The following is a 13,795-nucleotide window of genomic DNA, read 5'->3' as shown; positions in this document are numbered from 1 at the left end:
GCCCGGTGTGTTCAGGACAGGAACTCGTCCAGCTCCCGCAGCAGTTCCTCGACGTGGCCGAGGGAGCCGACGCTCGCCCAGGTGATGTCCGGCTGCTTCGCGTCCGTTTCGAGCTTGCCGCGAATGCCCTCGATCAGCCGGGCGATGTTTTCCTGCTTTTCTCGGTACGCCTTGAGTGCCTGCTGGCGGTTTCTGTCGTAGGTCATGGCCTGTCTCCGGTTCCGTTTTTCGTGGATGCGGGACCATCCCGCGTCACATCCAATGACGCTTCTATTTCGTTGGAAATCAAGTGTTTGCAGAGATCTTTCTGCATGTGCCCCAAACCCATAACCCAAAGGAGATCAACATGTTGAAGAAGACCCTCGAATGGACCATCCCACTGGCCCTGGCCGGAATCATGACCGGCTGCGCCACTTACCGGCCACCGGCCCAGATCCAGTCGGCGGTGGCCACCGTCAACCGCCACACGCCCGAGTACGTGACCGAGGCCAACAAGGCGCTGCGCGAGGTCGGCCACCCGGACGCCGAGCGCCTGACCGGAGTCGGTCTGCGCCTGCAGACCGCCGTGGACGCCCTTGACCAGTGGGCCAACGGTTCGAACCAGGAGGCAGGCCAATGAAAGAGATCCTTCAGGAAAACAGCGATGCCGTTCGCCAGGCCGGTGAGGCCCTGGTTGAAATCGGCACCGAACTGGCGGCGGGACGGATCGAGAACGCCCTCGGCCGTCTGGAAGCGGCCCAGCAGCAGTACCGGGCCTGGGAGGAGTTGGACCAGGCCATCATCGACATTCAGGAAGCTGTCCACGACAGGAAGAACACTCTGGCCGTGCAGCAGATCCTGACGGAACTGGTGGGCACCATCCTCGGCAGCGCCTTGAGGACGGGAATGCACTGATGGCGGTAACCGACAAGGAGCGCAAACTTGCGGCGACCCTGAGCGATCCCGTGTTGTGGGGGCAAGCCTACCTCTACAACCGGGATGGCTCAGGGCGCGACTACTGGCCGCACCAGGTGGAGGACCTGCGCTGCCCGGCCAAGAACATCATCCACCTCGACGGCCGGGACGTGGGCAAGTCCATCGTGCTCTCGACCGACGCGCTCCATTACGCCTTCACCACCCGAGGCGGCCAGGGCCTCATCGCGGCTCCGCACCAGGGGCACCTCGATACCATCATCGAAGAGATCGAGTTCCAGCTCGACACCAACCCGGATCTGATGAACAGCATTGCCCTGACCAAGTACGGCAAGCCCAAGATCCACCGCAAACCCTACTTCCGGCTGGAGTTCACCAACGGTTCGGTGCTCTATTTCCGCCCGGCCGGGGCCTATGGCGACGCTTTCCGGTCTCTGCACGTGGGCCGCGTCTGGGTCGATGAAGGAGCCTGGCTGACCGAACGGGCCTGGAAGGCGCTGCGCCAGTGCCTCAAGGCCGGGGGGACGCTACGCATCTACTCCACGCCCAACGGCCTGCGCGACACCACCTATTACCGGCTCACCTCGTCGGATCAGTTCCATGTGTTCCGCTGGCCGTCCTGGCTCAATCCTCTGTGGACCGAGGATCGCGAGGCCGAACTGCTGGAGTTCTACGGCGGCCGCGACAGCTCCGGCTGGCAGCACGAGGTGGCCGGTGAACACGGCAAGCCCTCCTACGGGGCCTTCAATGTCGAGCAGTTCAACCTCTGTCGGCAGGATCTGCTGGAGTACCAGAAGATCGTCATCACCGATTCCGAGATGCGCGACTGCGACACCGAGGAAGCGGCCCATGACCGGCTGGAGATGCTGCTTAACCTCACGCCCCGCAGCGGTCAGTTCTGGGTCGGCGGCGATTTGGGCTACACCAACGACCCCACCGAGATCGTCGTATTCCAGGAGATGGAGATCGGCGAGCGGACGCTGCTGAAAATGATCCTGCGCGTTCATCTCGAACACGTTTCCTATCCGCACATCGCCCAGATCATCGCGCTGCTGGAGCGTTACTACACCCCGGCGGGCATCGGCGTGGACAACGGCGGCAACGGTCTGGCCGTGGTCCAGGAGCTGCTCACCCTAGACAAGTACAAGGGGCTGGAGCTGGAAGGCAGGCTCAAGGGATACGACTTCGGCGGCATGACCCGGCTGGCGGTCCGCGACGGCAAGGAAGTCAAGAAGCGGACCAAGGAGCTGATGACCAGCCTCATCAACGGGGCACTGCAGCGCAAGCAGCTCATTTTCCCCTCGGACGATCTGGAGGTGGAAGACCAGTTCACCACCCACACCTACACCCTGCGGGACGGCAAGATCATCTATTCCAAGGGCAACGACCACATCATCGATGCGGTGCGCTGCGCCATGCTGATCCGGGAAGAAGGCAACCTCGACCCGGTCGGCGAAGAGGTGGTATCGCTCAAGCCGGTGCTCACCAATCCGGTTTTCATCTGACCGCATCCTCCGACGCTTTCCACCCCGCTCCGGTAAGTAACGGGCATCGAGCCGGGCTCGGCCCACACGGGCCGGATGTGCGGCTGTCATGGCCGAAACTATCGAGAGGATCACGTGGAAAGCACCGCCCATCAGGACGAACAACCCGAAAGCCTGGACACCACCGGCTTTGTCATCGCGCCGATGGCAGCAGCGGCCGCGCTCGACTCGGCCGCCTTCGCCAAGGTGAACGCCGCCGAAGCGATTCCGGCCACCTGGGAAGAACGCGCCCGCAAGGCCTGGGAATACTATGTCGAGGAGCCGCTGGTGAAGAACTGCGTCAACTCCTGGCGCACCTTCGCCGTGGGCGACGAGATCAAGATCACCAGCGATGACGAGACCCTCAAGGAGCAGGCTCTGGAGGCCGCCTGGCGGCTGAACATCTCGCAGTTCATCAAGGACATGGTTCTTCAGCTCCTGGTGAAAGGCGACGCCATCGGCTTCAAACGCTTCACCAAGTCCGGCCAGGACATCGAGGAGCTGGTCTGCGTCAACCCGGTTTCGGTCAAGGTCAAATACGCCCAGGGCGAGCTGATCGAGGCCCGGCAATTTCCCGAGGACACACCCGGCGGCGGCGAATCCATTCCGCTGCCCGTCGAGCAGGTGGTCCACCTCAAATGGGACGCACCGGCCTTCTCGCCCCGAGGCAACTCCCTCGTGCTTCCCGCCTTTCAAGCCATCGAACTGCTGCGCGACTACCGCCGAGCCGAACAGGCCATCGCCAAGCGCTGGGCCACGCCATTCCGCCTGCTCAAGGTGGGCGGCGCGTTCGGCCAGAAGATGGTGATGCCGGACCAGCGGATGCTCGAACAGGTTCGCGACATGGTCAACAAGATGGACATGAAAAGCGGCCTGGTGGTCCCGTTCTACGTCAATGTCGAAACCCACGGCACCGACGGCCAGGTCCTCAACGTCGAGGACAAGGTCAAGGAGGTGAAGGAAGACATCGTGGTGGCCCTGGGTCTGTCACGCTCGCTGGTGACCGGCGACGGTCCGAATTTCGCCACTGCCTCGGTGAGCATGCAGAAGATGATGGTCATGATCCGCGAGATCAAACAGGCCGCTCGCAAGCTCCTCGACTGGGTGTTCGACGACTGGATGGAACTGAACGGCCATGGCGACAAGAGCATCCAGTTCATCTTCAACGACCTCGACCCGAGCGATGCGGTCGATTTCAAGAAGCTCCTCATCGAACTCTACGACCGTAAACTCATCAGCCGCTCCAGCCTCCAGCTCAAGATGGACCTGGACCCGGATATCGAGGCCGCCAACCGCGAGACCGAACGCAAGCAGATCGACCTGATGGACGAGAAGCAGGTGAAGCCGGTGGTGGATATGGTCGTCTCCGGCATCCTCAGCGTGCCTCGCGCCCGGAAGATGCTCGGGATTCCGGCCGAGGACGATGAACCCACGGCGGAGGCGGCTTTGGTCTGGTCGGGCGACCTGGAGTCCACCGGCGATGCGGCCGTGTGTGACGAGTGCAGCCACTTCATTGCTGACACCAACCACTGCCGGGTCCACAACAGCGAGCGCACTTTCGACGCCCCGGCCTGTCGTTTCATCGACCGCCGGGAGCCCCGCTGATGCCTTCGGACCTCAAGCAGCGCATCCAGGCGGCCACCCTGAAAAGCCTGACGGCCCGCAACCGCTACAACGACCAGGTCACGGCCCAACTCACCCAGGCGCTGAAACACTCCGAAGACGAGGTCGCCCGCGCCATCCTCCAGTACCGCTCCCTCGGCTCCCTGCCGGACAACAAGCTCGCCGCCCTCAAAGGGCTGGAAAAGCTCCAGCTCGAACTCGACGACACCATGAAACGGCTCAAGCGGGAGCAGACCCTGGTCTTTCGCAAGACGACAAAGGACTCCTTCAAGCTCGGCATCCAGCAGGGAATCGGAGAGCTCGCCGACGCGGCGCTGCCGTTCTACGCCGACCTCAAGCCCGAGGGCATCGACAAGCTGGCCACCAAGGTGTTCACCATCGTCGACACCAATGCCCTCGACTTCATGGCGCAGTACAACCTCACACTCGCCGGTGACGTTAACCGCGAACTCTCAGACGGTATCAAGCGGGTTATCATGCAGGCCATCGTCGAGGGAAAAGGAACCGACGACATCGTCCGGGATCTTGGAAAGGTGGTGATATACAAGGACTCGTTCAAACAGGCGGGGACAAAGGTGTTCAGCAAGGCTCAGTACCGCATGGAGATGATCGCCCGCACCGAGGTGCTCCGCGCTCACAACATGGGACGAAAAAAGTTCTATACGCAGGTAGGAGTCGAAAAGTTGGAATGGATGACGATGAGCGATGAACGGACTTGTCCGGTCTGCGGCCCGCTTGATGGAAAAGTCTTTCCCAGCGACAAATTTCCCCAACAACCCGCTCATCCCTTTTGCCGATGCACCAACCTTCCAGTAATCGCACAAGAGGAGTTACGAAGCATTTAACTTCTCGGCTTCTTAATGTCTTTGATGAGCAGCGAGACCGTTCCCTTGGGCAACTTTGCCTCGACCGTGGAGCCCAGTGTCGCACCTATAAGTGCTCTTGCAATTGGTGTGTTGATATTGATGGCTCCCCATTCCGGGTTCGATTTTTCGCAAGTTATTAATGCCTGCTTCTCGACCTGAGGATTTTCAATATCCACATAAACTACTGTATCCTCAACCTCGACTTTGATATCAACCTCTGGCTCATGAATGGGCCTAGCGGGTTCGCTTTCTTGGGGTTCTTCCTCGACCGGTTCGTCTTGCGGCGCTGATGTGGATGGGGTTGGTTCGTCGGGAATATCAATATTTTGCGGGTAAATGCCTCTTTCCTCTAACGCATCCCAAAGGCCCTTCAAGGCATCAACCTTGTTTGAGTAAAACCCCGATTCCCTAACTCTGAAAAACTCCCATCCGCAACGCTCCAATTGCCGCTGACGTTGCATATCGTCTTCGTACCGATCAGCCCCGTGCCAGTTATCACCATCGCACTCAACGGCCAGCCGCGCCTGTCCTCCCTCAACCACGAGGTCGATCCGTTTTCCAGCGACTTCGTACTGTGACAGTACAACAAATTTCTTGCGAAGCAGTTCCAATGCAACGTCAACTTCGAACCAGCTTTCAAATGGCGCAGGTGGGTTCACAACGCGCCGATTGTCCTGTACCGCCCGCCGTTCGAGTTCGTCCCGGTCAATTCCAGCAATCTGTTGCGGCTTTGTTTTCTCGAAGAAATCGAGAAGCTTTCGCCGGAGACAAGTAGTGCTGAGGTCATCACAGGTGACAGAATGGAAAAGAATCATCCTGTCGCGGGCGCGGCTGGCTGCAACATTGAACCGTCGCTCGTCGGCTGCCTTCGTGAGAGGGCCGATCCTTTCGTTGTTGGCCGCAACGAGCGACAGAAACATAATGTCGCGTTCGTCGCCCTGGAAACTGTAAGGATTGCCGCAGACCAGGCGCCGCCGTTCCATTTCTTCCGCGCCCAGTCGTTCAAGTAATTGATTCTCGATCAACGCAGCTTGCGCTTCACCCTGAAGAACAACCACGCCAATCGACATGTCATTGTATCGGCTGTCGTCACAAAGTGACGCTATCCTTGCGACGATGGCTTCGGCCTCCGGGCGATTGATCGTCCGATTGTTCGTACCTTCGCGATATCCTCCACTCACAAAAACATGTTCAAGCGGTGGTAACCGGTTCGGCCCATACTGTCTCAATGGAATCAGCGGTGTATCCGAATAGCAAAGATCGTTGCTGAACCGTATTATTTCCGGCATGCAGCGGAAGTGCTCGCGCAGAGTAATCCGCCGGGTTCCATAACGTAGTTTTCCGTGATCGAACAAGCTGCTTTCTATATCGAAAGAGGATTTGAAGTGGAAATCGTAAAGGAACTCTTCCATTAGACGATGTACCGCATCGCGTGGTAAACCCACTGCATCCGGGCTGATCTGCTTGTCGTCGCCAACAATCAATATCTTCTTGCCCAGATAAAACAACGGGAGCGCCTCGACGCCGCACTGCGAAGCCTCGTCAACGATAATCACATCGAACATGCCCGGCGCGGGATACACTGTATCCCAAACACGATGGAGGGGCATTACCCAGGCCGGAACCGCTTCGCGACATTCATTCAGATGCCCTTGGGCCTCACGGCGATGGCGATGCGCGTGTTTCCCTGTCCCTTTACCAAGCCGCCGCATGGACTGCTGCCAGGCTTCCATGTGGCGGCGATGGTCTTCCTTGAGTCGCGAGAAACAGAAGGACCACGCATGAAGCGAGGCGAGCTTCGCGATTATGCCGTTTACCTCGTCCTCGATTTGCTTGGCGCGCTTGGCTAGAGCCGGAACATCTTCCTGCCGGATGTATTCCTCGATCCAGTATCGCGCTTGCGCCCAATGCCAGGCGTCGCCAATACGCTGAATTCGCTCCTCCCAATATGGCTCATAGCAGGTGGCCTCCAAACAATCCGCAAGGCGCGGAAGCAGGTGGCGTAATTTCTTTAGGTATTCTTCGACTTTCCGGAGGCGCAGGCGCTCCTTATCCAAATCCTGTATCTTGTTTATGCTTTGTGCGAATCCGTCAACATTGCGGCCACGAATCGCGATCAGTAATTCTTTCGTTACAGGATGTGCGTTGCTCTTGGCGGCTATGGAAGAAACCGGAACTTCAACACGCTGGATTTCCTCAGCAGTAATCCGTCTGTGGATACTTGCCAACGCGAGACGGCAGGACAGGATTATTCTTTCAACCTGGGACTCATCTGCCCATACGGGCGCTTCTATTGTCGGGCATCTCTGTATTGCCTCACGGCAATTGCCAATAATTCCTTCAAGCGACAAGGCGCTTTCAAGTGCGTTGCTCAGTGATTTGAGAGTAGTCAGTTGCAGAGCATAAGGCCCTTGCGCCTTATCAGACCGACCTATCCAAAATCCCCATGCTTTCTCGCATTCGATGCGGACATGCAGTACATTGGAAAGGGTTGCGAAATGTTCGCCTGTCAAGCAAGGGCGACCGCCGATCTTCACAGACTTGATCACATAAATCCGTTCTTTTACGGGCCTTGGTCGGAATACGCCCCAACCCAGTTTACCGCCATTATCCATGTGTTCTTTAAGTTTTCTGGCGTCTTCACACAGCACTCTGACGTCGCAGGTATCCGGGAATTCAATCTTGGTGTCATCCGCTACCGCAATGTGTTCCTCGACTGATGTAATGGCGTATCGCGTGACACGGAGCAGTTCGTGCCACAGGGACGAATTTCCGCCCAGAATATCGCGCACAGCATCGTTCATCCACGAATGCGGAACCGCCATTAACCTTTTTCTGGTATCGCGGAAAGTGGACAGAACGTCACGAATTGCCTCGATGGTCGATGGATTGTTTTTTGCCAGCAAATCGGCGAAACGTTCATCGGCTCCGCCTGTTGATGCCTCCTGTTCTTCAATCGCATTTGTCTCGTTCTTCACCAGATCGGCGAAGCCTTCCGAGGACAGCAAGGCGTCGGGCCACACAAGATCCAATTCCCTGCGCTTCTCAAGCGTAAAGCGACGGAGAGTCTCCAGAACGTTACGCAAATCGCTTGTGGATATCTGGCAGGTCTTTTCCAAAGGCACCGAATCCGAGAACCATTCGAAGGTGGTGCGGTCGCGGCTCACAGCTTCGGCGATCCTGGCCGCTGTCCCTCGATAGGTCCCCTCTGCAATGGATTGCGTATGTGTTTCGGATTCCCGGATGTCACGGAGCCGCCGGTCGACCTTGGCCTTTTCTTCCCGGAGCTTTCGGAGACTCTCTTCAAGTTCCGCACGTTCTCGTGTGGCGCGATCTTCTTTCCATTCCTCATTTTTGCGGAGAATGCCGCCAACGCTGGACTCTAAAGAGCGCCGCTCCTCAAGTCCGCTGCCAAGCAAGTTGATGCAGAGATGGCGTAATTCATTTGGAACAAGTCCTTCAAGAACCTGAAGCGCACGTGGTGTCTTCGCCGTGATCAGCGTTCGCTGTCCCGTTGCAAGCAAATGGCAAATCAGATTCGCGATAGTATGGGATTTCCCGGTGCCGGGCGGCCCTTGCACCAGAACGCCGCTTGCCGCACGAATCTTATCCACGATGCGGCGTTGCTCATCATTCGAAGGCTTTGGGAAAAATACTTCCCCATCGAATTCAGCATTGGTATCGTCCAGACCGTCGCCTTGATCACGATCATTTTTCGTGCGAACCTCGGCAAGGTCTGCAAATTCGCCGGGGATGTCTTCGCCCTTTTCGATTTGCTCCTTGATCCGTTTCAAGGTTTCAGTAAGGCCTTTGGCAGAGCGTTTTCGCAGAATCAAAGCTGGAGCATATTCGACGACTGGCTTCGATGAGGCGCGAATATTTTTCACTTCCAGGGAGTCGTCATAATCGCCTTGCGAATTGATCGAATGCACCAAAGCCTGGAGCACGCCTTCAACACATCCCTTCTCCCAGGGGTCGTCTTCGGCTCTGGAAAGTGAACCCTTCGAGGTTTCTTCGGCACGCGCTGGCTGTTCCTCGATATCCAACATATCGAGTTCGGGGCGTAATTTGGCACCTTCGGTATGAGGACGGACGGTGAATTTGCCCAAACGGGCTTCGAACTCAAGAATAGCGTCGGCGACAACCAAGTGCCGCCTGGCACGCTGCCCGGTGGGCGTCTGCCAAGTCAGCAGGCCTAAACCGAGCACGAGTTCATATTCCTCCCCAAGGCGGAGTTGCTCCTGATGGATGGCAAAGAGTGAGGAATATACTTTGTGGACCTTCTCCCAGGCATTATGTGACTCTGTCCAGGGTAGCCACTTTTCTTCAACATACCGATCCCATGCACGCTGAATCGTCGGATGATCTTCTATATGTTCAGTGTGCGGAATCGTTTCCGGTTGATCCGATCTTTCGTGCCAATCTGGATTTTGGATTTGTCGAGTGATTTTTGACAGAAGTTCAGGCAAGTCGCCCTTATTTCGTAGTGCAGTTTGATTTACCCAGTCTTTGCATTGAGCGGGTACGGCAGGCAATTCCGGCTCCCGCCGATTTTCCACCTCAATCCACTCGTCCGGCTCATGCTCCTCATCACGTCCCCACGCCTGAGTAAAACACCCTCGCTCATGCGGGACGCTTGAAACCCAAAGGATCTTCTCGTATTCGGCAATATCGCGAATCAGTTTCGAACGCAGAGTCGCCAGCCGGAGCAAATAATCGACCAGACGAACGGTTTTTTCATTCGGACTCTGCGTTGTCGAGGTAGTCATTTTGTTTCCCCCGTGGATTTTTTATCCGCCGCAGGCCGCTTGCTTTTCACCCAATCGTCGATCTCATCCCGGTCGAACCGCCACTGTGTTCCGATCTTGGAACCGGGCAGCTCGCCTTTCTGGGCCATCTGATAGAGCTTGGTACGGCTCATCTTCAGGTAGGACGATAAGTCCTCGATGGTCAGCCATTTATTTTGTGGGTCCATATCCGATGCCGTTCCATTGGGTTATCTGTTAAAAGATGACAATACAAGGTAGCGAATGGCAATCCGATTTTCAAGCCAAATCTCGGCAACTTCCAGGAAATTTCCGGCCGGACCCCGCCCGCTGAAATTCTCCGTCACCCTCCGACACATCGCCGACGCTTCCGGTAAGTAACCGCTGAACGCTCCCCCGCAGGTCGCGGAGAGCACAGCAAACTGACCGGAGACGTTGATGGAACTGTTCGCCACAGACCTGGAAAGGCTGGCGTTTCTACTGGAGGCCGATGCGGCGCTGACTCTCGATCCCGATGCGCTCGGGACCGAGGCCGCCGAACAGTCCGCTCCTGAAGAGCTCCCTCCCGAGAAACGCCCCAAGTACATCACCAACTACATCGGCAGTAAGCAGAAGCTCGTCGACTGGATCTGGAAGCATACCCCGGAAGGCGTTGGCACCGTGCTCGACGCCTTTTCGGGGTCTGCGGTCGTGGCCTACATGTACAAGACCAAGGGCCTCCAGGTCATCGCCAACGACCGGCTCCGCTACTGCCACCACGCCTCCAAGGCGATCATCGAGAACAACTCGGTTCGCCTGAGCGAGGACGAGATCGAAGCGCTTCTGGCCGACAACGCCAAGGCGGGCAGCTTCGTCCAGGACAACTTCAAGGGCATCTTCTTCGCCAAGGGCGTCCATGCGCTGATCGACACCATCCGCGCCAACTGCGACAAGCTCTCCGGCTTCAAGAAAGACATCGCCCTGTTCGGCCTCGGCAAAACCTGCATGAGCGGCAAGGGCGGTTTCGGCCACTTCTCGTCCTCCACCGACTATGGCCGCCGCCAGGACACCCCAGACGAGTTCAAGGATCGTCTGCGCAAGAACCTGCAGCGCATCAACGCCCTGGTCTTCGACAACGGCAAGGAGAACAAGGCCCATCGGCAGGACATCAACGACCTGCTGCCAAAAGCCAAGGCGGATCTGGCCTACTTCGATCCGCCTTACGCCACCGAGTTTTCGACCACCAACTACGAGCGGGCCTACCACTTCGTGGAGGGGCTCATGACCTATTGGGAAGGGCTCGAAATCAAAGCCGACACCAAGGTCAAGTATTACGAGACCGACCACAAGACCGTCACCAAGGCCAACGCCAGCGAGTTCTTCCAGACCTTTCTCGGCAACGCCAAGCACATCCCGCACTGGCTGATCTCCTATCGCGATCACGCCTATCCCAACGAGCAGGAGATGAAGCGGATCATCGGCTCCTTTGGCAAGCAGAGCCGGATGAAGTCCAAGGATCACCACTACGCCATCACTTCCAAGCACGGCGAGGCTTCCAACGCCAAGGAGCGTCTGTTCGTCTGCGCTCCCGGGGCCAAGGCCAGCGCCGAGCGGGAGGAGAAACCCGTTCCGATGGCTGCCGCCGCGAACTTCCACACCAGCATCCCCGTGGACATCCGGCTGGGCGAAGGCGAACGCCTCACGACCGAGGCCATGGATGTCGGCTCGGCGGGCGACCCCCAGTTCAGCTTCGTGCTCTGCCGCACCGGCACCAACAAGAACGGCGACCACTTCACCGCCGAGGAGTTGTCCGGTCGGCACATGACGGCCGTGAACAAGAAGGTCGATCTGCAGCATTCGCAGGAGTTCAACGACATCGTGGGCGGCATCGTCGCCGCCGACTACCTGGAGGACGACAACGGGGGCCGCGTGGAATGCGTCGGCGAGCTGTACGTCCACGACACCCCGGCCGCCCGGCTGGCCTACAAGCTGATGAAGCGCGGGATCATCTCCCAGGTCTCCATGGAGTGCGACTACCAGGAAGGCGAATGCTCGGTCTGCCACAAGCGCTTCCAGAACAAGGCCGACTACTGCACCCACCTGCGCAAATTCAAGGGCCGTGATTTCAACGGCCAACCCGTTTTCGAGATTCTGCACGGCGTCACTTTCACCGGACTGGGACTGCTCGACCGCAAAGGCGCGGACGAGAACGCCAGGATTCTGCAGGTGGCGTCCCTTCAGAGCCAGCCCGACCAATCCCAACCCGAAGGAGATTCCACGATGGAAGACAAAACCAAACCCACCGATGACCAGGCCGCCAAGACTGAATCTGACGCGGCCAAGAAGAAACCGGCCCAGCAGGAAGGCGATCCCGCTCGCGTTACCGACCTGGAAAAGGAAAACCGGCAGCTCAAGGCCCAGGTCGCCGAGCTGCAGAAACGCGTCCAGGAACTGGAAGCCGAACAAAAGGCGGCCGCTTGCCGCTCCCGCGCAAAGAAGCTGCTCACCCGGCTGGAGAAGCAAGGGCTCTCCTTCGCTTCCGATGAGGACCGGGAAGCCGAGCTGAAACGCCTGGCCGAACTGTCCGACGAAGCCTTCGCCGCCACCGAGGCCGCTTACGAACGCCTGCCCAAGTCGGCCAAGGCGGACAAGGACAAGGAAGAGAAACCCGCCGACAGCGACCAGGGCGGCAAGCCCGCCGCCAAGGCATCGACGGAAACCCCGCTCCGAAGCGACGCCGGTGTCCGGCCCCACGATGTGGACGACCGCAAGGTGTCGCTGGAGGACCGCCTGCGCGACGGGTTCATGGCCGCTTACCGCAACCGTGTCGGCGATGACTCTCCCGAACACTCGCAAATCAACGCATAAGGAGGAAACACCATGTCATTCATCAATCCGTGTCACCGCAGCCTCGCCTATGGCGACGGCCACATCCAGGGCGACGGCCAACTCGGCCAGGTGGTCCGCGTGGTCGGCGACGACCTGTTCGCCGTCAACACCGATCCCACCAAGCGCTCCTTCGGCATCCTGATCAAAGACTACGCCGGTGGCGAAATGCCCGGCATCTACTGTGACGGCGGCGTCTACGAGACCGACGCCTTCGAAGGGACCGTCGTCGCCGGAGACGATCTGAAAGTTTCGGCGGGCGGTCGCCTGACCAACGGCGTCGCGGCCGGAGAGCACGTGGTCGCCCACGCCATTTCCGTACAGAGCGGCGTCCTCAAATTTCGCCTGCTCGTCTAACCCAAGGAGCCAACGCACATGAAAACCAATCAGTTGAAGATCCACTCCCAGGAGTACATGGAAACCATGGCGCGGCTCATGAGCGAGGCTCTCGAGTCGCCCGAAGGCATGCGGGCGCTTGCCGCCGCCATCGCCGCGCCCATCGAACAGGAGATCAAGCGCAAGGAGATTTCCTCGCTGCTGCTCACCAAGCACACGCTGCCCAAGGGCGAACGTCCGGTCTACCAGAAGAAACCGACCGTCAAGGCCCACTGGATCAGCAAGGACGGCGACGCCCAGGAGCAGGAGGTGGGCAAGGACGAGGTCGAGTTCCCCACCAACCGCATCCACTCCAACCCGATGGTGGACGTTTCCGTCCTCAAAAACGGCAACATCGGCACGCTGATGGACATTCAGACCAGCGCCGCCGACGCCATCCGCAAGGAGATGGACCGCCGCACCATCTCGGTGCTCTCCTCGGCCATCCCGGCGGCCAACACCATCGAGGTCACCGGCGACCTGCTCACCGAGGATGCACTGAACGAGGCCATCTCGATCATCGAGGACCTGGAGCTGTCGGTGAAGTACATCGTCATGCGCGGCCGCCGGTTCAACGACATGCGCGGCTGGAACCTCGATCCCCAGACCAAGCTCGAGCTGCGCCAGAAGGGTGTGATCAAGAACTATGGCACCGGCGGCATTCTGCTGACCGCCTCCATGCCGCTGGACGAGATCATCATCGTCCCGGATGAAGAGGTCGGAAAGATGCCGGTGCGCGAAAACCTGAAGACGGAGTCCATCGATCAGAAGACCCGCTTCAAGACCGGCTGGCTGGTGTGGTCCGAGATCGGTCAGGGCATTACTCGCCCCGACATCATGGCCAAGGTCAAACTGGTTCCGTAAT

The 13,795-nt window shown here is 58.6% G+C and carries 11 protein-coding genes; 8 read left to right on the top strand and 3 right to left on the bottom strand.

The genetic code is table 11. The annotated features are described in order from the left end of the window. Positions 1-11 precede the first annotated feature (11 nt). The gene (locus tag ACUUL3_RS13100) at positions 12-206 is read right to left on the bottom strand and encodes a hypothetical protein (RefSeq protein WP_302413079.1); all 195 of its coding nucleotides are present in this window, start codon (positions 204-206) and stop codon (positions 12-14) included. A 140-nt stretch (positions 207-346) separates the two neighbouring features. Between ACUUL3_RS13100 and ACUUL3_RS13095 the strand changes: the two genes are divergently transcribed. The 5 genes from ACUUL3_RS13095 (at position 347) to ACUUL3_RS13075 (ending at position 4,903) form a co-directional block, all read left to right on the top strand. Beyond that, on the top strand, positions 347-619 hold the full coding sequence (locus ACUUL3_RS13095; RefSeq protein ID WP_029917946.1) for a hypothetical protein: 273 nt from the start codon (positions 347-349) through the stop codon (positions 617-619). After that, positions 616-894: a hypothetical protein gene (locus tag ACUUL3_RS13090; protein WP_448552033.1), complete on the top strand. Its 279-nt coding sequence runs from the start codon at positions 616-618 to the stop codon at positions 892-894. Before ACUUL3_RS13095 ends, ACUUL3_RS13090 begins: the two co-directional genes overlap by 4 nt. After that, complete coding sequence (locus ACUUL3_RS13085; RefSeq protein ID WP_448552032.1) at positions 894-2,417, top strand: terminase large subunit domain-containing protein; 1,524 nt, start codon at positions 894-896, stop codon at positions 2,415-2,417. Before ACUUL3_RS13090 ends, ACUUL3_RS13085 begins: the two co-directional genes overlap by 1 nt. Positions 2,418-2,492: 75 nt before the next feature. Next, complete coding sequence (locus tag ACUUL3_RS13080) at positions 2,493-4,040, top strand: phage portal protein family protein (protein ID WP_448552030.1); 1,548 nt, start codon at positions 2,493-2,495, stop codon at positions 4,038-4,040. Next, positions 4,040-4,903: a phage head morphogenesis protein gene (locus ACUUL3_RS13075; RefSeq protein WP_448552028.1), complete on the top strand. Its 864-nt coding sequence runs from the start codon at positions 4,040-4,042 to the stop codon at positions 4,901-4,903. The genes ACUUL3_RS13080 and ACUUL3_RS13075 overlap by 1 nt, the downstream gene beginning before the upstream one ends. On the opposite strand, the gene ACUUL3_RS13070 is transcribed toward ACUUL3_RS13075, so the two are convergent. Beyond that, positions 4,900-9,693: an AAA domain-containing protein gene (locus tag ACUUL3_RS13070; protein ID WP_448552026.1), complete on the bottom strand. Its 4,794-nt coding sequence runs from the start codon at positions 9,691-9,693 to the stop codon at positions 4,900-4,902. The two genes, ACUUL3_RS13075 and ACUUL3_RS13070, sit on opposite strands and share 4 nt — an antisense overlap. Further along, on the bottom strand, positions 9,690-9,899 hold the full coding sequence (locus ACUUL3_RS13065) for a helix-turn-helix domain-containing protein (protein WP_239882984.1): 210 nt from the start codon (positions 9,897-9,899) through the stop codon (positions 9,690-9,692). The genes ACUUL3_RS13070 and ACUUL3_RS13065 overlap by 4 nt, the downstream gene beginning before the upstream one ends. A 229-nt stretch (positions 9,900-10,128) precedes the next feature. On the opposite strand from ACUUL3_RS13065, the gene ACUUL3_RS13060 reads away from it, so the two are divergent. The 3 genes from ACUUL3_RS13060 to ACUUL3_RS13050 are packed head-to-tail and all read left to right on the top strand — an operon-like array spanning position 10,129 to position 13,794. Beyond that, positions 10,129-12,537, top strand: a complete 2,409-nt coding sequence (locus ACUUL3_RS13060) for a DNA adenine methylase (protein WP_448552025.1) — start codon at positions 10,129-10,131, stop codon at positions 12,535-12,537. A gap of 12 nt (positions 12,538-12,549) precedes the next feature. After that, positions 12,550-12,912, top strand: coding sequence for a hypothetical protein (locus ACUUL3_RS13055; RefSeq protein ID WP_013219066.1), 363 nt, complete (start codon positions 12,550-12,552; stop codon positions 12,910-12,912). Between the two features lie 18 nt (positions 12,913-12,930). Next, positions 12,931-13,794 (top strand): HK97-fold major capsid protein, encoded by an 864-nt coding sequence (locus ACUUL3_RS13050; protein ID WP_022992997.1) that lies wholly within the window; start codon positions 12,931-12,933, stop codon positions 13,792-13,794. The last annotated feature ends 1 nt before the right edge of the window (position 13,795 follow it).

The organism is Thiovibrio sp. JS02 (assembly GCF_053485635.1).
The sequence above is the reverse complement of the archived record's forward strand: the minus strand, read 5'-3'. Positions and strand labels throughout refer to the sequence as shown.